Origin of the sequence: Streptomyces sp. Root1310, from assembly GCF_001426425.1 — a bacterium.
Taxonomy (GTDB): Bacteria; Actinomycetota; Actinomycetes; order Streptomycetales; family Streptomycetaceae; genus Streptomyces.
On the sequence record NZ_LMEQ01000012.1, the window covers coordinates 891,535 to 915,259 of the forward strand.

General features: G+C 72.2%; 22 protein-coding genes. 13 read left to right on the top strand and 9 right to left on the bottom strand.

What is annotated here, in order from left to right:
- Positions 1 to 3: 3 nt before the first annotated feature.
- Both ASD48_RS22150 and sodN read right to left on the bottom strand, forming a co-directional pair.
- Positions 4 to 405, bottom strand: coding sequence for a helix-turn-helix transcriptional regulator (locus ASD48_RS22150; RefSeq protein WP_107104367.1), 402 nt, complete (start codon positions 403 to 405; stop codon positions 4 to 6).
- A 242-nt stretch (positions 406 to 647) separates the two neighbouring features.
- Entirely contained in the window at positions 648 to 1,043 is a 396-nt protein-coding gene (sodN, locus tag ASD48_RS22155; RefSeq protein ID WP_020130742.1) for a superoxide dismutase, Ni, read from the bottom strand.
- 145 nt (positions 1,044 to 1,188) lie between these two features.
- Between sodN and sodX the strand changes: the two genes are divergently transcribed.
- Entirely contained in the window at positions 1,189 to 1,623 is a 435-nt protein-coding gene (gene sodX / locus ASD48_RS22160) for a nickel-type superoxide dismutase maturation protease (protein ID WP_057603577.1), read from the top strand.
- Here sodX and ASD48_RS22165 read toward each other — a convergent pair.
- Positions 1,527 to 2,156: a CGNR zinc finger domain-containing protein gene (locus tag ASD48_RS22165; RefSeq protein WP_057603369.1), complete on the bottom strand. Its 630-nt coding sequence runs from the start codon at positions 2,154 to 2,156 to the stop codon at positions 1,527 to 1,529. The genes sodX and ASD48_RS22165 overlap by 97 nt on opposite strands.
- Positions 2,157 to 2,290: 134 nt before the next feature.
- On the opposite strand from ASD48_RS22165, the gene ASD48_RS22170 reads away from it, so the two are divergent.
- Positions 2,291 to 3,088, top strand: a complete 798-nt coding sequence (locus tag ASD48_RS22170) for a class I SAM-dependent methyltransferase (RefSeq protein WP_057603578.1) — start codon at positions 2,291 to 2,293, stop codon at positions 3,086 to 3,088.
- A 132-nt stretch (positions 3,089 to 3,220) separates the two neighbouring features.
- Here ASD48_RS22170 and ASD48_RS22175 read toward each other — a convergent pair whose 3' ends face one another.
- From ASD48_RS22175 to ASD48_RS22185, 3 genes are read right to left on the bottom strand one after another with little or no spacing between them, the layout of a single operon-like run.
- Positions 3,221 to 3,973 (bottom strand): amino acid ABC transporter ATP-binding protein, encoded by a 753-nt coding sequence (locus tag ASD48_RS22175; protein ID WP_057603579.1) that lies wholly within the window; start codon positions 3,971 to 3,973, stop codon positions 3,221 to 3,223.
- Positions 3,974 to 4,023: 50 nt separating this feature from the next.
- Entirely contained in the window at positions 4,024 to 4,962 is a 939-nt protein-coding gene (locus ASD48_RS22180; RefSeq protein ID WP_057603370.1) for an amino acid ABC transporter permease, read from the bottom strand.
- Positions 4,963 to 4,995: 33 nt separating this feature from the next.
- Positions 4,996 to 5,958 carry an ABC transporter substrate-binding protein gene (locus ASD48_RS22185; protein ID WP_057603371.1) on the bottom strand — a complete coding sequence of 321 codons (963 nt, stop codon included), beginning with the start codon at positions 5,956 to 5,958 and terminating at the stop codon, positions 4,996 to 4,998.
- Positions 5,959 to 6,568: 610 nt separating this feature from the next.
- Between ASD48_RS22185 and ASD48_RS22190 the strand changes: the two genes are divergently transcribed.
- The 4 genes from ASD48_RS22190 (at position 6,569) to ASD48_RS22205 (ending at position 10,268) form a co-directional block, all read left to right on the top strand.
- Positions 6,569 to 7,798, top strand: coding sequence for an NADP-dependent malic enzyme (locus ASD48_RS22190; protein ID WP_057603372.1), 1,230 nt, complete (start codon positions 6,569 to 6,571; stop codon positions 7,796 to 7,798).
- A 528-nt stretch (positions 7,799 to 8,326) separates the two neighbouring features.
- Entirely contained in the window at positions 8,327 to 9,292 is a 966-nt protein-coding gene (locus ASD48_RS22195) for a zinc-binding dehydrogenase (RefSeq protein WP_057603373.1), read from the top strand.
- Positions 9,293 to 9,459: 167 nt separating this feature from the next.
- On the top strand, positions 9,460 to 9,669 hold the full coding sequence (locus ASD48_RS22200) for an HTH domain-containing protein (RefSeq protein WP_016437953.1): 210 nt from the start codon (positions 9,460 to 9,462) through the stop codon (positions 9,667 to 9,669).
- Entirely contained in the window at positions 9,669 to 10,268 is a 600-nt protein-coding gene (locus ASD48_RS22205; RefSeq protein ID WP_057603374.1) for a Clp protease N-terminal domain-containing protein, read from the top strand. Before ASD48_RS22200 ends, ASD48_RS22205 begins: the two co-directional genes overlap by 1 nt.
- Positions 10,269 to 10,408: 140 nt before the next feature.
- Here the strand turns inward: ASD48_RS22205 and ASD48_RS22210 are convergent, their stop codons facing one another.
- The 3 genes from ASD48_RS22210 to ASD48_RS22220 all read right to left on the bottom strand — a co-directional run bounded on the left by ASD48_RS22210 (position 10,409) and on the right by ASD48_RS22220 (position 12,995).
- Positions 10,409 to 11,566, bottom strand: coding sequence for a PadR family transcriptional regulator (locus tag ASD48_RS22210; protein WP_057603375.1), 1,158 nt, complete (start codon positions 11,564 to 11,566; stop codon positions 10,409 to 10,411).
- Between the two features lies 1 nt (position 11,567).
- Positions 11,568 to 12,647 (bottom strand): DUF4097 family beta strand repeat-containing protein, encoded by a 1,080-nt coding sequence (locus ASD48_RS22215; RefSeq protein WP_157880663.1) that lies wholly within the window; start codon positions 12,645 to 12,647, stop codon positions 11,568 to 11,570.
- A gap of 168 nt (positions 12,648 to 12,815) precedes the next feature.
- Entirely contained in the window at positions 12,816 to 12,995 is a 180-nt protein-coding gene (locus ASD48_RS22220) for a DUF6104 family protein (protein WP_003992906.1), read from the bottom strand.
- A gap of 236 nt (positions 12,996 to 13,231) precedes the next feature.
- Here ASD48_RS22220 and ASD48_RS22225 point away from each other — a divergent pair, with 236 nt between their 5' ends.
- The 7 genes from ASD48_RS22225 (at position 13,232) to ASD48_RS22255 (ending at position 23,669) form a co-directional block, all read left to right on the top strand.
- Positions 13,232 to 13,738, top strand: coding sequence for a CU044_2847 family protein (locus tag ASD48_RS22225; RefSeq protein ID WP_057603377.1), 507 nt, complete (start codon positions 13,232 to 13,234; stop codon positions 13,736 to 13,738).
- Positions 13,739 to 13,818: 80 nt separating this feature from the next.
- Complete coding sequence (locus tag ASD48_RS22230) at positions 13,819 to 15,996, top strand: trypsin-like peptidase domain-containing protein (RefSeq protein ID WP_348983223.1); 2,178 nt, start codon at positions 13,819 to 13,821, stop codon at positions 15,994 to 15,996.
- 109 nt (positions 15,997 to 16,105) lie between these two features.
- Positions 16,106 to 17,128: a MoxR family ATPase gene (locus ASD48_RS22235; protein WP_057603379.1), complete on the top strand. Its 1,023-nt coding sequence runs from the start codon at positions 16,106 to 16,108 to the stop codon at positions 17,126 to 17,128.
- A 7-nt stretch (positions 17,129 to 17,135) separates the two neighbouring features.
- Positions 17,136 to 20,651 (top strand): SAV_2336 N-terminal domain-related protein, encoded by a 3,516-nt coding sequence (locus tag ASD48_RS22240; protein WP_199875899.1) that lies wholly within the window; start codon positions 17,136 to 17,138, stop codon positions 20,649 to 20,651.
- Positions 20,652 to 20,675: 24 nt separating this feature from the next.
- Positions 20,676 to 20,879 (top strand): FxSxx-COOH cyclophane-containing RiPP peptide, encoded by a 204-nt coding sequence (gene fxsA, locus ASD48_RS22245; protein WP_057603380.1) that lies wholly within the window; start codon positions 20,676 to 20,678, stop codon positions 20,877 to 20,879.
- 175 nt (positions 20,880 to 21,054) lie between these two features.
- The gene (locus ASD48_RS22250) at positions 21,055 to 22,230 is read left to right on the top strand and encodes an FxsB family cyclophane-forming radical SAM/SPASM peptide maturase (protein ID WP_282438249.1); all 1,176 of its coding nucleotides are present in this window, start codon (positions 21,055 to 21,057) and stop codon (positions 22,228 to 22,230) included.
- Complete coding sequence (locus tag ASD48_RS22255) at positions 22,230 to 23,669, top strand: HEXXH motif-containing putative peptide modification protein (RefSeq protein WP_057603581.1); 1,440 nt, start codon at positions 22,230 to 22,232, stop codon at positions 23,667 to 23,669. The genes ASD48_RS22250 and ASD48_RS22255 overlap by 1 nt, the downstream gene beginning before the upstream one ends.
- Positions 23,670 to 23,725: the final 56 nt, after the last annotated feature.

Genomic DNA, 23,725 nt, shown 5'->3' on the forward strand with positions numbered 1-23,725 from the left:
AGCCTAGGTGTGCCTGCCGCGCAGCGGGCGGGTGTACGTCCGGACCACACAGGACGGGATCACCGCGCCGGCCTCGTGCGACCGCGCCCGGTACGCGCTCGGGGTCTCACCGACCAGCTCGGTGAAGCGGGAGCTGAACGAGCCGAGCGAGGTGCAGCCGACGGCCATGCAGACCTCCGTCACGGTCAGGTCGCCGCGCCGCAGGAGGGTCTTGGCGCGCTCGACCCGCCGGGTCATGAGGTAGCCGTAGGGCGTCTCGCCGTAGGCCTCGCGGAAGCTGCGCTGGAAGTGGCCCGGGGACATCAGCGCGGTGCTCGCGAGCACCGCGACATCGAGTGGCTCCGCGTACTCACGGTCCATCCGGTCACGTGCCTGCCGCAGCCGTTTCAGGTCCTCGAGGGTCACGGGGCCAGCATCGCACGGAGGGCGCCGTCCGGGCGGGGGATGTCCGGGAGAGGGAAATCCGGGAGAGGGGCGTCCGGGAGAGGGACGTCCGACAGAGGGAGGGAAAAGGAGACCGCACCCGGGCCGTCGGGGGCGCCGTGTTCGGCGGCCCGCGGACCGGGTGCGGACAGGTGGGCGGGACGACCGGCGCCGGTGCAGGTCGGACCGCCCGAGGCGAAGATCAGGCCCTGATCGGGATCTGATCAGGCCTTCTTGGTCTCCCAGAAGATCTTGTCGATCTCGGCGATGAGCTCCAGGGCCTTCTCGCCGGTCTTCGGGTCCGTCGAGGCCTTGGCGGCCGACAGGGCCTTCAGGGTGTCGTTGACCAGCTGGTGCAGCTGGGGGTACTTCTCGAAGTGCGGGGGCTTGAAGTAGTCGCTCCACAGCACGGAGACGTGGTGCTTCGCGAGCTCGGCACGCTGCTCCTTGATGACGGTGGCGCGCGCCTGGAAGTGCGGGTCGTCGTTGGCGGCCATCTTTTCCTGGACGGCCTTCACCGACTCCGCCTCGATGCGGGCCTGGGCCGGGTCGTACACACCGCAGGGCAGGTCGCAGTGTGCGCTGACCTTGACCTTGGGGGCAAACAGGCGGGAAAGCATGGAGCGTTCCTTCCTCGTGATCGTCTTCTCAGGTGGGACATTACTCCCTGGGAGACGGCTTTTCGCGAGTGCCCCCATGGGCTTAGGACAAAAGTCCGGGGTCAGACTGAGACTGGTGGAGGAACAGACCGGGGAGGTGCCGGCGATGCCGGAGCTGTCGCAGGAGACCGAGCGCGCGAGGGCTGCCGCGCTCTTCGGACTGGCCGAGGTGACCGGCCCGTCGATGGTGCCCACGCTGTACCAGGGGGACCGGCTGGTGGTGCAGTACGGCGCCCGGATCCGGGTCGGTGACGTGATCGTGCTGCGGCATCCGTTCCAGCAGGACCTGCTCGTCGTCAAGCGGGCCGCGGAGCGCCGTGAGGGCGGGTGGTGGGTCCGGGGCGACAACACCTACGCCGGCGGCGACAGCACCGACTACGGGACCGTGCCCGACGAACTGATCCTGGGCCGGGTGCGGCTGCGCTACCGCCCGCCGAAGCCCGGTCAGCGTTCGCCGCTGGCGGTGCTGCGCTGGGCGCTGTCGGCGGCGAGGCCCGTGCCGGCCGTCCGGTCCGCCTCCAGGCGCTTGCGGGCGCGGTAGGCGGCCACGTTGGCGCGGGTGGCGCAGCGGTCGGAGCAGTAGCGCCGGGAGCGGTTGGTCGAGGTGTCGAGGTAGGCGTTGCGGCAGGGGCCGGCCTCGCACAGGCCCAGGCGGTCGACGCCGTACTCGGTGAGATGGAAGGCCAGGCCCATGGCCGCGATGGCCGCGTAGCCCGCCGTCGCGTTCGACGGGTGGTCGGCCAGGTGCATGTGCCACAGCGGGCGGCCGTCGTCGTCGCGGAAGTCGTGGCCGGAGATCTGCGGGCTCACCGGGAACTCCAGCAGGAGCGAGTTCAGCAGGTCCACCGCGAGGGTCTCGTCGCCGCCGTCGGCCGCCTCGAAGACCGCGCGCAGCCGGGCCCGGACCGCGCGGAAGCGGGTGACGTCCGCCTCGGTGGCCCGACGACCCGCCGACTGGTTGCCGCCGAAGAGGGCGCGGACCGCCTCGACCGAGGTCAGCGCGTCCTTGCCCCGGGCCGGTTCCTCGCTGTTGACGAGGCGCACGGCGTAGTCCGAGTAATAGGCCAGTTCCACTTGTAGTCCTTACGGTGGCGCTCTATGGTCGGGGTGCGGGCGGGGGTAACAGCCGTTCGTGCTTCCAGGGTATTACGTGACGAACACGGCGGAGGGTTGCGATGACGGACGCGCAGACGACCACGACCGGTGCCATGGACGGTGTCACGACCGGTGTCACGACCGGTTCCGCGACCGGTGTCACGACCGGTGCCGACTGGGCCGCCTGGCAGCGGAGCTGGGACCGCCAGCAGGAGTGGTACATGCCCGACCGCGAGGAACGATTCCGGATCATGCTCGACATGGTCGAGGGGCTCGTCGGGCCCGCCCCGCGCGTCCTCGACCTCGCCTGCGGCACCGGCACCATCACCGCCCGGCTGCTCGCCCGCCTCCCCGGCGCGACCAGCACCGGCGTCGACCTCGACCCGGCGCTGCTCGCCATCGCCGAGGGCACCTTCGACGGCGACGACCGCGTCACCCTGGTGACGGCGGACCTCAAGGACCCGGACTGGCCGGCCCGGCTCCCGTACGACACGTACGACGCCGTCCTGACCGCCACGGCCCTGCACTGGCTGCACAGCGAACCCCTCGCCGCCCTCTACGGTCAGGTCGCGGAACTCGTCCGCGACGGCGGTGTCTTCATGAACGCGGACCACATGATCGACGACACGACGCCCCGGATCAACGCGGCGGAGCGCGCACAGCGCCACACCCGTATGGATCAGGCCAGGGCCGACGGGGTGCTCGACTGGGCCGAGTGGTGGCAGCTCGCCGCCGAGGACCCCGTCCTCGCCGGGCCGACCGCCCGCCGCTTCGAGATCTACGGCGAACACGCCGACGGCGACATGCCCTCCGCCTCCTGGCACGCTCGCGTCCTGCTCGAACAGGGCTTCAGCGAGGCTCGGCCCGTGTGGGCGTCACCCTCCGACACCCTGTTGCTCGCGTTGCGGTGACCGCGCCCGTGCACCGACCGGAACCGGCCAGTCGGCGCTGACACCCTCCCGGACGGCGGAAAGGGGCGGTACGGGATTCCCGTACCGCCCCTTCTCGTTCACCGTGTCGCTACAGCACCTCGGACAGGGTCGCTACAGCACCTTGGACAGGAACGACTGGGTCCGCTCGTGCTGCGGATTCGTCAGCACGTCCCGCGGGTTGCCGGACTCGACCACCACACCGCCGTCCATGAAGACCAGGCTGTCGCCGACCTCGCGGGCGAAGCCCATCTCGTGGGTGACGACGACCATCGTCATGCCGGACTCGGCCAGGTCGCGCATGACGTCGAGGACGTCACCGACCAGCTCCGGGTCGAGCGCCGAGGTCGGCTCGTCGAACAGCATCAGCTTCGGGTCCATCGCCAGCGCCCGGGCGATGGCGACACGCTGCTGCTGGCCGCCGGAGAGCTGCGAGGGGTAGCCGCCCGCCTTGTCCGCCAGGCCCACCCGCTCCAGGAGCTGCATCGCGCGCTCCTTGGCCTGGGCCCGGCTCGCGCCCTTGACCTGGACCGGAGCCTCGACGACGTTCTCCAGCGCCGTCATGTGCGGGAACAGGTTGAACCGCTGGAACACCATGCCGATGTCCCGGCGCTTCAGCGCGACCTCGCTGTCCTTGAGCTCGTACAGCTTGTCGCCCTTCTGGCGGTAGCCGACCAGCTCGCCGTCGACGTAAAGCCGCCCGGCGTTGATCTTCTCCAGGTGGTTGATGCACCTGAGGAAGGTCGACTTGCCGGAGCCGGAGGGGCCGATGAGGCAGAACACCTCGCCGGACCTCACCTCCAGATCGATCCCCTTGAGGACCTCGACCAGGCCGAACGACTTGTGGACGCCCTCGGCCTTGACCATCGGGACCGTGGAGTCCTTGACGGACGTGGTCGTCTTCGCGATCTTCTCGGTCATGCCACGCCTCCCTTGCTGCGGCCGAACGACAGCACGTTGGCCCTGATCTTCTGGAGGGGCGTCGGCGGCAACTGACGCAGGGAACCGCGGGCGTAGTACCTCTCGAGGTAGTACTGGCCGACGCTGAAGATCGAGGTCAGCACCAGGTACCAGGCCGCGGCGAGGAACAGCATCTCGGCCGGGGCGCCGGAGGTCTGGCCGATGTCCTGGGCGACCCGGAGCAGCTCCGAGTACTGGACCACCGACACCAGCGAGGTCGTCTTCAGCATGTTGATGACCTCGTTGCCCGTGGGCGGCACGATGACGCGCATCGCCTGCGGGACGACGATCCTGCGGAGCGTCTTCGCGTGGCTCATGCCCAGGGCGTGCGACGCCTCGGTCTGGCCCTCGTCCACCGACAGCAGACCGGCACGGCAGATTTCCGCCATGTAGGCGGCCTCGTTGAGGCCCAGGCCGAGCAGGGCGGTCAGGAACGGGGTCATGAAGTCCGACCACTCGTTCTTGTAGATCGGCCCGAGGTTGATGTACTCGAAGACCAGGCCCAGGTTGAACCAGACGATGAGCTGGACCAGGACCGGGGTGCCGCGGAAGAACCAGATGTAGAACCACGCGATGGACGACGTGACCGGGTTCTTCGAGAGGCGCATCACCGCCAGCAGAATTCCGCCGACGATGCCGATCAGCATGCACAGCACCGTGAGCAGAAGCGTCTTGCCCACGCCGCTGAGGATGCGGTCGTTGAAGAAGTAGTCCGGGATCGCCCCCCAGTTGATCCTGCCCTGGGCGAACGCGTAGACGATGCCGGCCAGCACGGCGAGGGCGACCACGGCGGACACGTACCGCCCGTAGTGCCGGACCGGGATGGCCTTGATGGCCTGCGGGCCGGCCGGCGGAGTGTCCGCCGGGCCGTCCGCCTTGTCGATGTCAACAGTCACGGGTGTTGCCTTTCAGTGCCGCAGACCGCGCGGTCACTTGCCGCCGTTGATGGTGGCTTCCTTGACGGCGCCGTCGGCGACGCCCCACTTCGTGATGATCTTCTCGTACTCGCCGTTCGCGATGATCGCGTCCAGCGCCGCCTTCAGGGCGTCCCGCAGCTCGGTCTGGTCCTTGGCGACCGCGATGCCGTAGGGGGCGGCCTCGACCTGCTCGCCGACCAGCTGGAAGTCGTTGCCGCCGCCAGAGGTCTTCACGGCGTAGGCGGCCACGGGGAAGTCGGAGGAGCCGGCGTCGGCGCCGCCGCCGCGCAGGCGGGTCTGGGCCTGCTGGTCGTTGTCGAAGGACTCGATGGCGATGGTCTTGCCGCCGGTGCACTTCTTGGCCTCGGACTTGGCGAGGTCCTCGGAGACCGTGCCGCGCTGCACCACGATCTTCTTGCCGCACAGGTCGGACCAGGTCTTGATGCCCTGGTCGTCGCCCTTCTTGGTGTAGATCGAGACACCGGCGGTGAAGTAGTCCAGGAAGTCGACGCCCTCGCCGACCTTCTTGCCGGTGTCGGAGTCGACACCCTCCTGGCGGTCCTTGGTGTCGGTCATCGCGGACATGGCGATGTTGTAGCGGTTCGAGCGCAGACCGGTGATGAGGGTGTCGAACGTGCCGTTCTCGAACTTGAACGTCACACCGAGCTGCTTGCCCATCGCGGCCGCGATGTCCGGGTCGATGCCCACGGTCTTGCCGGCGGAGTCCTTGAACTCGACCGGCGCGTACGCGATGTCGGAGCCGACCTTGATGACGCCCGCGTCCCGGATCGCCTTCGGCAGCTTGTCGGCCAGCGGAGCCGAGCTCGTCGAGGCCGAGCCGCTGCTCTCCGAGTCGCTGTCCTTGGTCTGGTCCCCGCAGGCGGTGAGCAGCAAGGCGCCAGCGACCGCGAGGGATCCGACCGCTGCCAGGCGGGTGCGCGCGGCGGTCGTGCGTCGGGTGGAGCTTGCGGTCATGGTGGATTCCTCCGGCGGATGGATGGAGATGCCGATGGGTCGACAAATGCCGATGGGTCGACGAGAACACACACCTTCGGGTGTCGCGACCTCGTGTGATGACGGCATCTTGCCATTCGGACTACGCCATTCAGGGGGCCAGCCATGTCAAAATCGGATAACGGGCGACCCCCGAACCGCATCACTCCGGTACATCACGACCGGACGCAGCCGGACCATCTGCGGGAATCCCCCGTTCCGGCCGAAAGATCTTCGGTTGATCTCATGGTGTGATCGCTCGGCGTGCGCGCTGTTCGCCGACTTGAGTCCGTGTCAAGACTTCGCGGCACCTTGGCGAGACTTCGCGCATGAGTCATGTCACTCAAGGTGACCGCTGTCCAAGGTCCACAGAGTGAGCCATGTGACCTTGCACGGAATGGACTCGTCGGCTGTGGTCTCCGTCCGGTAAGAAGGATTTTTACACCCCTCATCCGGGGCTCAGGGCGCGTGTGCGGCGCGCCCGACGCGCAGGCGCCCGTACGCATCACCTCTGGGGCCTGCGCGATGCCCGCCCACTTCTCAATCAGGAGTGGCCACCCTCAAACCATGCAGACCTAAGGGGTAAGACACAGTGGCAGCGGAGATCGTCAATCCTCGCAGCGAAAACGCCGACCGAACGGGCCAGGAGGGCGGTGCGGAGCCCCTCGACTCGTTCGACCCGGTGTTCGCGCTGCACCGTGGCGGAAAGATGGCCGTGCAGGCCACCGTCCCGGTTCGCGACAAGGACGACCTGTCCCTCGCCTACACGCCCGGCGTCGCGCGGGTGTGCACCGCGATCGCGGAGCGGCCGGAGCTGGTGAACGACTACACGTGGAAGTCGTCCGTCGTCGCCGTCGTGACCGACGGCACGGCCGTGCTCGGGCTCGGCGACATCGGCCCGGAGGCCTCCCTCCCGGTCATGGAAGGCAAGGCGATTCTGTTCAAGCAGTTCGGCGGTGTGGACGCGGTTCCGATCGCGCTCGCCTGCACGGACGTGGACGAGATCATCGAGACGGTGGTGCGCCTCGCGCCCTCGTTCGGCGGTGTGAACCTGGAGGACATCTCGGCGCCGCGCTGCTTCGAGATCGAGCGCCGGCTCCAGGAGGCGCTCGACATCCCGGTCTTCCACGACGACCAGCACGGCACGGCGATCGTGACGCTGGCGGCGCTGCGTAACGCGGCGCGGCTGAGTGGCCGGGCCATCGGCGAGCTGCGCGTGGTCATCTCGGGCGCCGGCGCGGCCGGTGTCGCCATCGCCAGGATGCTGGTCGAGGCCGGCATCGGGGACGTCGCGGTCACCGACCGCAAGGGCATCGTCTCGGCGGACCGCGAGGACCTCACCGACGTCAAGCGCGAGCTGGCCGGGTTCACCAACAAGGCGGGGCTGAGCGGGTCGCTGGAGGTCGCGCTGGCAGGCGCCGACGTCTTCATCGGCGTCTCCGGCGGTACGGTCCCGGAGGAGGCGGTGGCCTCCATGGCGAAGGGCGCGTTCGTCTTCGCCATGGCCAACCCGACGCCCGAGGTGCATCCGGACGTCGCCCACAAGTACGCGGCCGTGGTCGCGACCGGGCGGTCGGACTTCCCGAACCAGATCAACAACGTGCTGGCGTTCCCGGGGATCTTCGCGGGCGCGCTGCAGGTGCGGGCGTCGCGGATCACCGAGGGGATGAAGCTCGCGGCGGCCGAGGCGCTGGCGGGGGTCGTCGGTGACGATCTCGCCGCCGACTACGTGATTCCGTCGCCGTTCGACGAGCGGGTTGCTCCTGCGGTGACTGCGGCGGTTGCCGCGGCTGCTCGGGCCGAAGGGGTTGCGCGTCGCTGACGTGTGTGTGGGTGGCCCCGTCGGTTTCGGCGGGGCCATCTTTTTTTGCCCACCCACCCGCCCGATCGGGTGATGACGAGGGCGCCGTCCCGGGGGCTGCCGCCCCCGTACCCCCGCTTCGGCCCTGAACGGGCCTCGTCCTCAATCGCCGGACGGGCTGGATTCACCTGACCGACGCTCGATCGGCGCCGTGGGCTGGAGGTGCCCGGCCGGGGCTCGGTCCGCGGCTCGGGCTGGAGGGGCCCGGCCGGGTCTCGGTCTGGGACGTGGGCTGGGGGTACCCGTTGGGGTCCGGTCTGGGACGTGGGCTGGAGATACCGCCGGCGCCGGTCTGTGGCGTGGGCTGCCCCGTGGGGCGGGGCGGAAGGGGCTCGCCTGGGCGTGATCGGCGACGTGGGGTCGAGCCGTCGGGTGGGCTGGGGTGGCCGGTCGGGGCCGGGGCGCGTCCGGGGGCCGGATGCGCAAGAGGGTATGTGTCACAGCGGTGTCCGGTTTCGCTTGGCGGCGGCGGACCCTATCGTCGGCTGCATGTTCGCCGTCTACGCCGCCCGAATCGACCGCGACCAGCCGCTTTCCGGCCTGGAGTTGGGGGAGCGCCCGGCCCCCGAGCCCCGGCCGGGCTGGAGCACCGTCCATGTCAGGGCCGCCTCCCTCAACCACCACGATCTCTGGTCGCTCCGGGGTGTCGGACTCCCCGAGGGCCGGCTGCCGATGATCCTCGGCTGCGACGCCGCCGGGGTCGACGAGGACGGCAACGAGGTCGTCCTGCACTCCGTCATCGGCCAGTCCGGGCACGGTGTCGGGCCCGACGAGTCTCGTTCCATCCTCACCGAGCGGTACCAGGGCACCTTCGCCGAGCAGGTCGCCGTGCCTACCTGGAACATCCTGCCCAAGCCCAAGGAGCTCTCCTTCGAGGAGGCCGCCTGTCTGCCCACGGCCTGGCTGACGGCGTATCGCATGCTCTTCACCAACGCGGGCGTACGGCCCGGTGACTCCGTCCTCGTGCAGGGCGCCGGCGGCGGTGTCGCCACGGCGGCCATCGTGCTGGGCCGGGCGGCCGGACTGCGGGTCTTCGCCACCAGCAGGGACGAGGCCAGGCGGAAGCGGGCCCTGGAGCTCGGTGCCGTCGAGGCGGTGGAGCCAGACGCGCGCCTGCCGCAGCGGGTGGACGCCGTCATCGAGACCGTCGGCGCGGCCACCTGGTCGCACTCGGTCAAGTCCCTGCGGCCCGGCGGCACGCTCGTCATCTCCGGCGCCACCAGCGGTGACCGGCCCTCGCACGCCGAGCTGACCCGGATCTTCTTCCTGGAGCTGAAGGTAGTCGGCTCCACCATGGGCACCAAGGACGAGTTGGAGGACCTGCTCTCCTTCTGTGCCGCCACCGGTGTCCGTCCCGTCATCGACGAGGTGCTGCCGCTCGACCGGGCCCGCGAGGGCTTCGAACGGCTCGCGTCCGGCGATCAGTTCGGCAAGATCGTGCTGACCAACGGCTGACCTGTCGCCAGGCGGGTCCGGGGTTCCGGGCCCGCCTTTCGTATGCCCTGCACCCTTCACCCCTCACTCTTCGCGAGTAGCCCTCGCCTTTCGCTTGCAGCCCCTCGCCCTTCGGCTTCGTGTCAACGGTGGTTGACAGCGCCCGGGTGTCAACGTAAGTTGACGTCATGACCGAAGCAACGGATCTCGCCGAGCGCGCGGGAGATCGCGATCCACGGGTCGGACTGCGCGCCGTCGCCGCACTGCGCCGGCTGCTGGAGCAGTTGGAGGCGGTGCAGGTGCGCAGTGCGCGCAACCAGGGCTGGTCGTGGCAGGAGATCGCCGCGGAGCTCGGAGTCAGCAGGCAGGCCGTGCACAAGAAGTACGGGAGGCATTGATGTTCGAGCGGTTCACGAAGGACGCCCGTGCAGTGGTCGAGGGCGCAGTGGGGCACGCCGAGCGGGAGGGGGCGGCACAGGTCGAGGAGACGCATGTACTGCTGTCCCTGCTCGACCGCGAGGGCAGCCGCGGCTCCTTCGCGTTGGCCTCGCTCGGTCTGCCGCCCGGTGGGCGGGCGGGGCTGGTGCGGGACCTGGACGAGACGCGCCGCCGCGGCGGACTCTCCCGGGCCGACGCGAACGCCCTGTCCGGGCTGGGCATCGACCTGTCGGAGATCGTGTCCAGGGTCGAGGAGACACACGGCGAAGGAGCACTGGCCGCCGCGGGACGGGGTGGCCTCTTCGGCGGGCGGTCCGGCCGCCGGGCGTTCAGCCGAGGTGCCAAGGATCTGCTCACCGGCACCCTGCGCGTCGCCGTCGCCCAGGGCGAACGGCACATCGGCGACGAGCATCTGCTGCTCGCCCTCACTGTCCGCCGGGGCGTCCCCTCGGAGATCCTCGCCGATCACGGCGTCACCCACGAGTCCCTCACCCGGGTGCTGTACGGCGCCGCCCGAGGAGGCGAGCCCGGGACCGCGGCCGAAGCCAAGGCCGGTTGAGCGGGCCGACCGAGTGCTTGGCTGTACGACACGGCCGCACTGCTGCACGGCCGCACGGCTGACCGACTGCCTGGCTGCCTGCGGCCTGGCGGTCGCCGGTCCGGCCGGGGCTCCGGTCTGCCGCAGTTCGGCCGGGGGCGTCAGGGTTTCGGCGCTCGCAGGATCACCCCGATGTGTGCCGCCGCCGTGGACAGGTGGCGGCGTGCTTCGCGGAGCTGCTCTCCGGTGACGCCGTGGTCGCGGGCCGCGTCACGGATGTCGTCCCGGAAGCGGTCGAGCAGGCGGTCCAGATCGCGGGCCGGTTCGCCGCCGGTGTCCTCGTGGGCCCAGGCCGGTTCGTACTCGGCGGGGAAGTCCTCCGGGGTACGGGAGTATTCGGCGGCGGGGGAGTCCTTCGCCGTGCGGGACTCCTCCCTGGTACGGGTCTCCTCCCTGGTACGGGAGTCGTCCGGGGTGCGGGAGTCGTCCGGATGTGTGGTCGTCGTCGAGCCCGCCGTGGTCGTCGTCGGGCTCGTCGTGCCCGTGCGGCCGAAGCCGAAGTCCCTGCCGTACTCCCTGCCGAATTCCCCGAACTCCTTGGCGAGTTCCGTCAGGCCCTCGCGGACGCCGGTCGGCCAGTCGCCCCGGGTGAAGTGGTCCTGGACCTGCTCCTGGACCCGGCGGGCGATGCGCTGCACCTCTTCCTGGGCCTGGGTGCGGGCCCGCTCCTGCGCCTCCTTGGCCTGACGACGGGCGCGCTGGGCCTCCTCGCGGGCGCGACGGCTCTCGTCCTTGGCCCGGCGCGCCTGTTCCTTCCACTCCTGCTTGACGCGGCGCATCTCCTCCTTGGCGGCGCGCCACGACTCCTTGTCGCCGTACTCCCCGTACTCGCCCTGTTCGCCGGGTTCCGTGGAGCCCGCCCCGCCGCCCTGGCGCGCCTCGGTGGCCGCCGCCCGCATCTCGCGCCGCAGATCGCCCGCCGCGCCGCGTACGTCGGCCCGGATCTCGGCGGCCAGCTCGGCCACCGAGTCGCGGATCTCCAGCTCCAGATCGGCCAGTTCGCCGCTGCGGTCCGCCAGTTCGGCCCGGCCGGCGTCGGTGATGGCGTAGACCTTGCGGCCGCCCTCGGTGGTGTGGGTGACCAGGCCCTCGGTCTCCAGCTTGGCCAGCCGGGGGTAGACCGTGCCCGCCGACGGCGCGTAGAGCCCCTGGAAGCGCTCTTCGAGGAGGCGGATCACCTCGTAGCCGTGCCGCGGAGCTTCGTCCAGCAGCTTCAGCAGGTAGAGGCGGAGACGGCCGTGGGCGAAGACGGGAGGCATGTCAGAGCACCTTCTTGTCGGTCGTGCTGTCGGCCGGGTCGCCGGAGGAGCTCTCGCCGCCCGGGCCGGAAACGGCATTGTCCCCCGAGTCGATGGGCCGGTCCGAGCGCGCTTCACCCTCCGGACCGGCCGCCGGGTCCGAGGCAGGGTCCGAGGCCGGGGCCGGTTCTGCTGCCGCTGCCGCCGTTGGTGTCGGTGTCGCCGTCTCCGGTTCCCGCTCCTCCCGCTCCTCCCGCTCCCCCTGCCCGTCGGGCCAGGGGGAGTCCGCGGCGTCTTCCGCCGGGGGCCTGCGCAGCAGGGCGATCGAGCCGGAGACCGTCGTCGCCTTCAGGCTGCCGTTGCCCGCGCCCAGGCGGCCGGTGATGCGCTTGGCACCCCAGTGGCCACTCACCCGGAGGTCCTCGAAGGCGTTGGAGACCGAGCCGCTCGCGGTGTTCGCCTCCACCCGCGCGTCCGCCGGATGGGGCAGCCGGATGGCGATCTCGCCCGAGACGCTGGTGAGGTCGATGGTCGTGGGGCGGCTCGTCGGATCGAGGTCGACGATCATCGACCCGCTCACGGAGTCGGCCTTCACGGAGGAGCCCGCCTCCACCACCGTCAGATCTCCGGACACGGAGTTGAAGTGCAGGTCGCCGGTGAGGGCCTGGGCGTCCACGCTTCCGGAGACGGTGTCCGTGCGTACCGGGCCCGCGAGCCCCACGAGGGTCGTGTCGCCGTTGACCCCCTTCACCTCGGCCCGGCCGTCGATGCCGGAGACCACCGCGCCGGCGCTGACCACGCCCACCTCCACGCGGGTGCCGGCCGGTACGGCCAGCGAGACCACGGCGCTGCGCCGCCAGCCCTTGCGGTCGAGCCACTTGAGGAAGCCCTTCCAGGGCAGGTCCTCGTACGCCACCGTCAGGTTCCCGTCGTGGTGGCTCACCATCAGCGGCGGTCCCTCGATCCGTGAGATCTCCAGGCGGGCGGGGCCCTCGTCGGTGCCCACGATGTTCACGGTGCCGTCGACGATGCGCACGCGCAGTTCGCTCACGGGCTCGTCGAAAGAGAGCTTCCTCGGCTCGGCGACGGACCACTCGGACATGGTGCGGACCTCCTCCACGGCAGCGACACGACACGCCATATCGCGTTTCACGTAAAACACGATATATCGCGGCTACGGAAAGTCAAGACACCCGATTCGGTGATCACTTCCGGGCACGCAAAAAGGGGCGCCCCAGGGCGCCCCTCCACGCGAACCGGCCCGCAGGGCCTACTCGTCGTCCTCGTCGTCCAGCCGTGCCAGCCAGGTGGCCAGCCGCTCCACCGGCACCTCGAAGTCCGGATTCAGGTCGACGAACGTCCGCAGCTGCTCGGCCAGCCACTCGAAGGTGACTTCCTCCTCGCCGCGCCGCTTCTCGAGTTCCTCGATTCCGCGATCGGTGAAGTACATGGATCGTGCTCCGTGGGTCGGTCGCAGGGATAGGGATCCCCCCTCGGGGGAAGGACCCTTGTTCCTGCGAGGGGAGGAAGAGATCCGCTCTCCGATGGGGAGGGGACAGGAAAAGGATAGGCGCAGGGGGACGGCGTCCCGCGGGCCGCCGGGGCCCTCGCGCGGTCGGAACCCCGTGGCGGGCCCGCGCACCGACGGGCGGGGCCGGGGGGGACTGGGGACAGCGGGGGAGTGTCATGAGTGGTGAGGACGTGACGCGGGTGGCGCGCATCGCGCTGCCGGACGGGACGCCCGTCTGGGCCCGGATCTCGGGCGCGGGGGAGCTGTCGGCGCCGTCCGGGCGGCTGTCGTACAGCGACACCGGCTTCGCCGAGCGGGTGGAGGCGAGCGTGGAGAGCCTGCACGCGCTCGTCACGGGGGTCGCGCGGTCGCTGGCGGAACCGCTGCGCGCGGTGCGGCCCGACGAGGTCAGCGTCGAGTTCGGCATCGAGCTGACCGCCAAGGCCGGGAAGGTCGTGGGCCTGCTCGCCGACGGGGAGGCCAAGGCCGGCATCACGGTCACCCTCACCTGGAACAGCGGGCCACCCGACCTCGACGCGCCGCCTCCCGCACCCCCCGGCGCGCGCGCCCGCGCGCGGGACGGCTCGGCGTCCGGCGAGGACGGGGCCCGGCACGCGGGCGCGTCTCCCGGCGCGCCGATGCACGGGGGAGCTGACGGCAGTGCGGGCGGGGGCGTGGAATGACGGGCGGGCACGCCCCGGGCGCATCGAACGCGTTCGATGCGGCCCGTCGTGCACTGCGTGGACTCGTCGTGGCGGCGACCGTGCGCATTCATCGCCCGGTCGTCGGGTATGCCCTGGAGGAGCCCGACACGTTCCTCGGGAGCGGCTTCTTCATCGCCCCGAACTGGGTTCTGACCTGCGCACATGTGGCCTGCGGCGGGGAGGGGGGCGAGGTCGCGGTGGTGTACGAGACGGCGCCGGGGCGGGGCACGTCCACCGCCCCCGGCCGCGTGGTGGCGACTCTTCCCGACCGGGCCGACGGTGCCGGGCGGCCCCTGTCCGCGGGCAATTGGCCCGCCCCGGACCTCGCCCTGGTCCAGCTGACCGAGCCCGTCGACGACCACGAGTGCGTGTACGTCTCCGAGCGTCCGGCGGCCTATTACGGCGAGGGCCGGGTGCTGTACGCCGGCTGGACCGAGAACGAGGGCCGCTTACAGGTCCTGGACGGCACGCTCACCGTGCAGGGCACCATCGGTGGCTGGTCCTCGGACGTGCAGATGCGGCTGGGGGACAACGACCTGCCGTACGGAGTCTCCGGCGGCCCGGTGATCGACCCCGAGCGCGGCGAGGTGATCGGCGTGCTGAAAGCGCGCTCGGACCACCGGCCCGGCGGCACGTCCACCGGGATCGAGCAGTTGCGCACCCTGCGGGTCCCCGCGGCGGCGGTGGCCGAGCACAGCGACCTCTACCAGGCGGTCTTCCACGCCCACGACCGCTACCACCGCGACCGCCAGCGCCACCCGGCCTCCCGGCGGCAGACCTGGACCGACGTCCAGGGCAGGCTCGGCGCACGGCCGGGCCGCACGCTCAGCCCGGACGAGCGGATCCAGCTGCTGGGCCGGCTCGCCGAACTCCCGCCGCCCGAGAGCACCCGCGGTCTGCTGGACATCCTCGACTCCCTCCCCGACTTCCAGGCCCTCACCCCGCTGCCCGCGCCGCGCGGCTGGCGCGACGGCCTCGGAGCGCTGTACGAGAGCGCGAGTGACGACGGGGCACTGGAACTCGTCCTCGACTACGCGATGCGCGCGATGTCCGCTCCGCGCCCGTTCGTCGTGCCCAGCACCCCGGACGCCGAGAAGGCCCTCTGGGTCTGGGTGTGGCAGGCCGCGCAGCGGCTCGGCGTCCGCTACCGGTCCGGTCTCGCCGAGCAGCGCGTCGAGCGGCTGCGCCGACGGGACGAGGCCCAGCGCGACGCCCCCGACACGGTCTCCGGCGGCATCCGCCCGGCGGACGGTCCCGGCGGGCACAGGCGGCATCGGCCTGCTGGGACCGACGCACGCGCGCGTGCCCGTTCCGTCGGCAGTGTGGCCCGGCCCTCCGCCCTGCTCGAACTGGTGCGACGGGGCTGGGAGCCGGACCGCTGCGACTGGTCGGTGTCCGTGGCCGCGCCCGGCGGTGAGGCGGTCCGGCTGCACGAGGCCGAGCGCACTCTGCTGGCCGACCTGCCCACACACCTCGCCGTCCCGCTGGGGGAGGCCTTCCGGCACTGCGACGAGCCCGGCAGGCCCGCGCTCCTTCAGGTGGCGCTGCCGCACGCGCTGCTCGGCCTGGAGGTCGACAACTGGCAACTCAGCCCCGAAGCAGAGCCGTTGGGGGTGTTGCGGCCGGTCGTCGTCCGCTGCTCCGACCGCGACCGGCTGCCCGACGAGGCGTTCGGCGCGTACGGCGGCGGAGAACCGGACGGCATGGGCGAAGCCGGTCGCGTCGACGGTGCCTACGGCGTCGAAGGCGCCGACGACCCGGATCACCTCGACGACCTGGACGTGGAGCGCCGGGCCCGCTGGCGCTGGCTGCACGCGCACCGCGCGAAGGCCGAAGTCCTGGACTGCGAGGAGGGGTTGCGCAAACCCGTGCCGACCGTCGAGCAGTTGCGCGCCCTCTCGCACGGCACCGTCCCGGTGCTCTGCCGTTACGGCGACCTCCGCTACGAGGACGACGCGGAGGCGCTCGCCCGGATCGTGCTCGGCGGTTACGGCGTGGCCCTGTGGCGACGGCGGCGCGGCCGGGCCGACGCCGTCTGCGGGGAGTTCCACCGCGGCACGATCGACGGCATCGCCGAACCGCCCACCGCCCAGCATCTGCCCGAGGCCGTCCACGATCTCCGGATGCGGTTGCGCGCGGGCCGCACGGAGTCGTTCTGGGCCGACGGCGTCGCCCTGCTGTACGACGATCCCCACCAGCCGCTGCCCGGCACTGGAGACCTGCTGGAGGCCCCTTGAAGCCACCCGCCCGCGGGGCCGGCCGGCCCCTTACCAGGCACCTCCAGGATGGATAACGTGATGCACGTTCGGACGGCCGCGGCGGTGGACGAGTGACGAGGACCGGATCATGACCGAATCCAGTGAGTGGCTCATCTACCGAGGCGCCGGCGAACCGCACGACGGCATCGAGCGGCTGCCGGACCCGCCGCCCTGGCGGGACTTCACCAGCCGGGAGGCGGCCGGTTCCGGTGACGGGTCGCAGGACCGCAGGCTCGGCGCGCACCGGCACCTGGCGGAACTGCACCGGCCGGGCGCCGAGGAGTTGGAGATGATCAACGCGGCGCTCTATCTGCGCCGTCCCCTGCTCGTCACGGGCAGTCCCGGCGCGGGCAAGAGCACGCTCGCCCACTCGGTGGCCTACGAACTCGGCCTCGGCAACGTGCTGCGCTGGTCGATCGTCAGCCGTTCCGCGCTCCAGGACGGGCTGTACCACTACGACGCGATCGCCCGGCTCCAGGACGTGCAGATCGCCGCTCAGGGCGGGTTCGGGGCGGCGGCGGGCTCGCCGGGCGCGGTGGAGGGCATCGGCAGCTACATCCGGCTGGGGCCGCTCGGCACCGCGCTGCTGCCCTCCGACACCCCGCGCGTGCTGCTCATCGACGAGCTGGACAAGAGCGACATCGACCTGCCGAACGATCTGCTGAACGTGCTGGAGGAGGGCGAGTTCGCCATTCCCGAGCTGGAGCGGATCGCCGACCGGCTGCCGGACGGCGAGGCGGAGGTGCTCACCGCCGACGGGGTGAAGGTCCGGGTGCGGGACGGCCGCGTACGCTGCCGCGCCTTCCCGTTCGTCGTGCTCACCAGCAACGGGGAGCGCGACTTCCCGGCCCCGCTGATGCGCCGGTGCATCCACCTGGAGCTGGGGCGCCCCGACCACAACCGGCTCGCCACCTTCGTCCGCGCGCATCTCGGTGACGAGGCGGCACGCGCCGGGGACGATCTGATCACGCGGTTCCTGGAGCGGTCGCGCAGTGAACTCCTCGCGGCGGACCAGTTGCTGAACGCGATCTACCTCACCGACGCGGCCGCGCCGCCCAGTCGGGACCGCCTGGCCGACCTGCTCATCCAGCGACTCGACCGCCCGAGGTGAGGGCCTGATGCCCGACGCAGCGGCCCGCCACGGCCCCGTCCCGCCCGACGGCAGCCGTCCCGGCACCCCGGGCGCCGGACCGGCCGGAGGCGGCCCCGTCGAGCCCGGCGGGGCCTCGGCCCCCGTACCGCGCGGCGGCGATCCGCTCGCCGAACTCGTCGCGCGGTTGCGTGACGTCGGACTCGACCCCGATGTGCCGCAGCTGTGCGACGCGCTCTGGCTGGCGCGCTGGACCCGGCCGGTCGAGGACGCCGACCAGGAGGACCCGCCCGCCGGAACCGGCGGCCGGCCCACCCCCCGGCCCGACGGCGGACGCGGCCCGGACGGGGACGGCCGCCCGCGCTTGGACGGCGTCCACCGGCCGGAGCGGCCGCCGCAGGACGTGGGGGCCGACGGGCGGGTGAGCCTGTACCCGGTCCCGCAGGACGGGGTGGAGCGGACCCGTGGCGCGGGGCGGGCCGCCGCGTTGCCGGTGGGCGTACCCGCTGCCCCCGTGCTGCCCGCCCCGCTCGAACTCCAGCGCGCATTAAGGCGGTTGCAGCGCTACCGCAGTCCCGCGCCACCGCTGCGCATGCGGCTCGACGAGACGGCGACGGCGGAGCGCAGCGCGCAGGCGGACGGCCTGATCCTTCCCGTGTACCGGGCGGTCACCCGGGGCGACGCCCGGCTCCAGCTGGTTCTGGACGCCTCGTCCTCCATGCGCGTGTGGGACCGGTTGTTCCTCGAACTCCAACAGGTTTTCGGTCAGTTGGGCGCCTTCTCCGACATCCAGGTCAGCCATCTGCACCAGGGACCGGACGGTGAGCCGGCCGTCAGCCGCAGCCCCGACGCCTACGCGGCGCCGCTGCATTCCGCGGACCGGCTCAGCGACCCCACCGGCCGCCGGATCGTCCTGCTGGTCAGTGACTGCGCGGGTCCCCTGTGGCACAGCGGCCACGCGCACCGGCTGTTGCACCACCTCTCCCGGCAGGGCCCGGTCGCCGTGCTCCAGCCACTGCCGCAGCGCCTGTGGAACCGCACCCGACTGCCGGTTCTGTTCTGCGAGTTGAGCCGCGGCGAGACGCTGGGCGGAGCGGCCGCGCTGCGTGTACGGACCCCCGCGGGAGTCCCGGCGGAGGCGCGCCGCGGAGCGCTGCCGGTGCCGGTGCTGCCGCCCGAGCCCGTGGCGCTGGGCGCCTGGGCCAGGCTGCTCTCCGGGGCCGGCGCCGGGCCCGTCCCGGGCGCCGTGGGCTGGGTGCGCGCGGACCAGCCGGCCGCCCCGGCGGCCCGTGCCGACCGCCGGCGCACTCCGTTCGAACGGGTCAGCAGGTTCAGTTCCAGCGCCTCCCCGGCCGCCGGACGGCTCGCCGTGTATCTGGCCGCGGCACCCCTGTGCCTGCCCGTGATGCAGCTCGTCCAGCGCACGATGCTGCCCGACTCCGGGCCGGCCGAACTCGCCGAGGTGCTGGTCGGCGGCCTGGTCACGCGCGCGTCGGAGGAGTACGCCGACGGCGGCGTCCAGTGGTACCGCATCGAGCCCGACGTGCGGGACGCGCTGCTGTCCCGGCTGGGCCGTGACGAGGCCATGCTGGTGCTCAAGCACTGCTCGGAGTACATCGAGCAGCGCTTCGGCAAGGGCGGTCCCAACTTCCCGGCCCTCGCCCTGGCCCAGCTCGGCGAGGGCGGCGCGGGCCGCCCGTACACACCCACCGCCCGGCGCACGGACGACGGCGACGGCACGGACCACGGTGATCGCGGCGATCGCGGCGATCGCGGTGAACGTGGTGAACGTGGTGATCACGACGACCATGGCGACAACGGCGGCAACGGCGAGGAGGCCTCCGTGCCCCAGCCCTTCGCGGAGGTCGCGGCCCGCGTGCTGCGGCGCTTCATGCCGCTGCCCGAGCAGTTCGAGAGCCCCGGAAGCCGGACCGGACCGGGACAGCCCGTGGACCGGCCGACGCACCAGGCGGTCCGCAGGGCCCGCGCGCTGATCGAGCGCTTCGACAGCGAGGGCATGATCCAGGACGTCATCGACGCGGTGCAGCTGCTGCGCGGGGCCACCGAACGCGAGCGGACGGGCGCGGACCCCGAACTGTGGGCCGAGTACGCGCACTGCACCCTGCGGCTGTGGGAGGTACAGGGCGGCGACGACCTCCTCCAGGAGGCCGAGGCCGCCGCGGAACGGGCGACCGCGCATCCGCGCCGGCTGCGCGAACGCGCCGTGCTGGCACGGGTGTTGCACGCGGCCGCGACCGACCGCAGGCGGCGCGGCGACCGCACCGGCGCCCTGGACCTGCTGCGCCGCGCCGACCGCGAGTACGCCGTCGCCTGCGCCGCGCCCGGGCTCGACGAGAACCAGGCGCTGAAACTCACCCTGGAACGGGTGCGCGCCCTGGAGACGCAGTGGCGGCTCGGCGGGGACAGCGCGCTGCTCCAGGCCGCCGTCGGCATGCTGGAGGCCTTCGCCGACGTCTGGCCCGACCGGCGCCTGCGTCCGCCCGAACTCCCCCTGGAGCACGGCCGGATCCTGCTGCGGCTCTCCGGCGCCACCGCCGATCCCGTCCAGGCCCGCCTCTACGCGGAACAGGGCGCTCAGTCGCTGCGCAACGCCCTGGACACCGGCACGGAGCCGTACACCGCCGAGTCGGCACGCGCGCGTGTGCGCATCCTGCTCGACCTGGTCGACGCGCTGCTCCAGGCGGGCGGCCCGCTGGACGACGCCCAGGCCCGGGTCGACGAGGCCCTCGCCCTGGTGCGCGAGCAGGGCCGGCGCGCGTCCTTGCTGGCGCGGGCCGGGCGGATCGCCGTGGCCCGCTACGCCGAGTCGGGCGAACCGGCGGAGCTGGAGGTGGCCGCGGACCGCTTCGCGCAGGCCGCCCAGCGGATGTCCCGCGACGCGCCCGCGCACGCCGACGTCCTCGCCGAGTGGGGCGAGGCGCTGCTGCGGCTGGCCGGGCTCCAGTCCGGGATCCGGGCGCAGGACGTGCTGTCCCGCGCGATCCGCGTGCTGCGGGACTGCCGGATGGAGACCGCGGCGGGCGGCCGCCAGGTCGCCCACCGGCTGCTGCTGCTCGGCCGGGCGCTGATGCTGCGCTACCGGGCCCGCGGGGACCGGGTCGACCTGCGCGAGGCCGAGCACCTCTTCGGCCTCGCGGCGGCGGAGGCGGACGATCCGCTGCTGGCCGCCCGCTGCCGGCTGGACCTCGGCCAGGTCCAGTTCGAGGCCTACCGCAGCCTGCGCCGCCCGGCCCGCCTCGACCTCGCGGTCGACGCCTTCCGCGACGCGGCGGAGGCGGCCCGGGAGGCGGAGGGGGTGGCCGAAACGGACCGCCGACGGCAGGAGGCCGTCCAGACGGGTGCGCAAGCCCACCACTGGAGGGGTATGTCCTACGAGGCGGCCGCACGCCCGAGGGCCGCCCGGGAGGCCTACCGCGCGGCCCGCGCGGAGTGGTCGCGGCTGCCCGAGGGCAGCCTCGTCTCCGACGGTCCGACGGCCGGGGAGACGGCGGAGCGACTGGCCGCACTGGAGCGGGCGACGTGAACGGGCAGCCGGGAGGAGCCGGGGATGGGTGCGAGGGACGAGTCGGCGGAGGATGTGGAGGCACCGGAAGGGCCCGGGGCTCCGGAACCGCTTCCGGACATGCTGGCGCTGGATCTCGTGGAGTTGAGCACGATCGAGCATCCGGTGCTGCGGGAGGTGCTGAGGGACCTGAGGGAGAGGGCGACACGGCCGAGCGAGATGCTGTGGGGCTTCAACAACTCACTCTGAGATCTGAGCGTTCGAGGAAGCGCACCTCGGTCTGAAGCGACAAATTCGGTCGTCTTCCTCACCGAAATGGACGATCTCGATCGCTCGGTGGTTTGCGCCGGACACCCCTGCGGGCATGTGGCCGGTGCGGGGCAGAAGGGCCGCGGAGCGGCCCTTACGGCATGGGGGTGCTGGAGTGTCTGGAGGGGCGGCCACCGGTGAAGCCCCTTACCCTTTCCGGCAGTTCATCATCAAAATGCACGGCCGCTGCAATCTCGCCTGCACCTACTGCTATCTCTACGAAGGCCCCGACAGCACCTGGCGCGCCCGTCCCCCCGCCGCCTCCGCCGAAGTGCTGGACGTCGTGGCGACCCGCATCGCCGAGCACGCGGCGACCCACCGCCTGACCGCTGTCTCCCTCGTTCTGCACGGCGGCGAACCCCTGTTGGCCGGCGCCCGGACGCTGGCCCGCTTCACGGCTCTCGTCCGCGACCGCCTCCCCGCCGACTGCGAGCTGCACGCGGTCGTCCAGACCAACGCCACCCTGCTCACACCGGAAGGCCTCACCACGCTCGCCCAGGAAGGCATCCGGGTCGGCGTGAGCCTCGACGGAGGCCTGGCGGAGCACAACGCACGTCGGGTGGACCATGCCGGGCGTCCCGCCTGGCCCGCCGCCGCCCGGGGCGCCCGGCTCCTCGCCGAGCGGTTCCCGCAGTCGTACGCCGGAGTGCTCACGGTGGTCGACCCCGCCCTGGACCCGGTGGAGACGTACGAGTCGCTGCTCGCCCTGCGGCCGCCCGCCCTCGATCTGCTGCTGCCGCACGGCAACTGGTCCGCTCCGCCGCCGCGGCCGGCCGGCCTGGCCCACGGGGAGTGGCTGTGCCGGGTGTTCGACCGCTGGTGGGAGGCGGGCCGGCGGGAGACGAGAGTGCGGCTGTTCGAGGAGTGCGTCGCCCTGCTGCTGGGACTTCCGACGGCCACCGAGTCGCTGGGGCTGGCCCCGTTCGACGCGGTCGTCGTCGAGACCGACGGTTCCCTCGAGCAGGTGGACTCCCTGAAGTCCGCGTACGACGGAGCGGCGCGCACCGGTCTGGACGTGTTCCGGCACGGATTCGACGACGCGCTGCGGCATCCGGCGGTGGCCGCCCGGCAGGCGGGCACCGCGGCCCTCGCGGAACAGTGCCTGGCCTGCCCGCTGCTGACGGTGTGCGGCGGCGGCCACTACGCCCACCGCTACCGCGCGGGCCACGGCTTCCGTAACCCCTCCGTGTACTGCTCCGACCTCCAGCGCTTCATCCGCCATGCGGCCGGGCGGCTCCACCACGACGCGGCTCCCGCCGTTCCGGCCTCTCGCGAAGGGGGAACCCCGTGATCCTCTCGGAGGTCCCGGACAGCGTTCTCGTCGACCTCGGTCGAACCGGCGCCGATCCCGGCACCCTGGCTCTCCTGGTACGTGATCAGGACACCCGGCGGCTCCTGGTGCTGCGTGCCGTGCTGGAGGCCGCCGAGGAGGCCCCGCCCCGGCTCTGTTCGGCCGGGCAGAAGGCACGTCTGCGGGAGGACTGGGCGCTGCTGGCGGAGGCGGACCTCGGGACGGCGGCGGGCGAGCCGTCCCCCTCCGCGCCCGCCCGCGCCCGGCTCCTGTACCCGCTGACCGGCGCGTGGGGCTGGCGCTGCCTGCGCGGGCTCACCGAGGGCGCCGACCCGTCCCCGACCCGGGACACCCGGGTACCTCAACTCGACCGCGACCTAGCGCACTTCAGCGCACTCGCCGCTGCGGCCGCCGTCCGCGCCGGAGTGCCCTTCACCGTGCGGCTGACCGCCTACGACGGAGAGCTGGTCCTTCCGTCACTCGGCGCACTGCACGCCGCCGAGAGGGGGGACACGGCGATCGAGGCACACCACGACGCCGGGCTCCTGACCCTGCGTCAATCGTGTGCGCCGGACGTCGTCGTGCATCCGGAGAGCGGCTTCGGCGCCTGGTCCGGCTCGCTCGCGTGGACATCGGCGTACGCACTGCCGGGACTGCTGCCCGGCACCGCCGCCATGCCGCTGGACGACCTCGACCCCTGTCGCACGGTCCGCGATCCCCGGCACAGCGCGCTGAGCGGACCCACGACACTCGACAACGCGGAGCGCAAGCACTGGCTGCAGACCTGGTCCGGCACGGCCGCGGCCCTGCGCTCGGGCGGGGAGCACCGGGTCACGGAGGCGATGACACTGCTGCGTTGCCTGGTGCCGCTGGCCACGCCGCCGGGATCCACCCCGTCCGGCCACGGCAGTTGCAGCGCCACCCGGCGTGAGGCCTTCGGCGCCCTGCTCAGCAGCGTTCCGCCCGACCCGGTGACCTTCGCGGCCACGCTCGTGCACGAGTTGCACCATGCCAAGCTGGCGGCCCTCTCCGACCTGACGCCGTTGCACCGCTCGTCCTCCACCGAAACGCACTTCGCCCCGTGGCGGCCGGACCCACGGCCCTACGACGGCCTGCTGCAAGGCGCGTACTCCCACCTGGCGATAGCGGACTACTACCAGCGCCGCGCGCTCGCGGAGGACACCGCGCACCGCGAGCCGGCCTGGGCCCAGCACGCCCGCTACCGCGTCCAGGTGGGAGCGGTGCTGCCCGCCCTGGTCGCCTCACCCGATCTCACCGTCCGGGGGCGCCGCTTCGTGGACGAGATGGTCGCCACCTACGAACGCATGGGCGCGCACCCCGCGTCCCGAGGCCACACGGCGCGTGCTCAGGCGTACGTGAACGCCGCCCGCACCTTGTGGAGGCAGCGTCACACCTTCGCCCGGCGACCGAACGAGTGAGGGGTTCGCACGTGAGTGAGGATTCGGGCCCGCCGCCGCCGTCTGTTGCGCAAAGA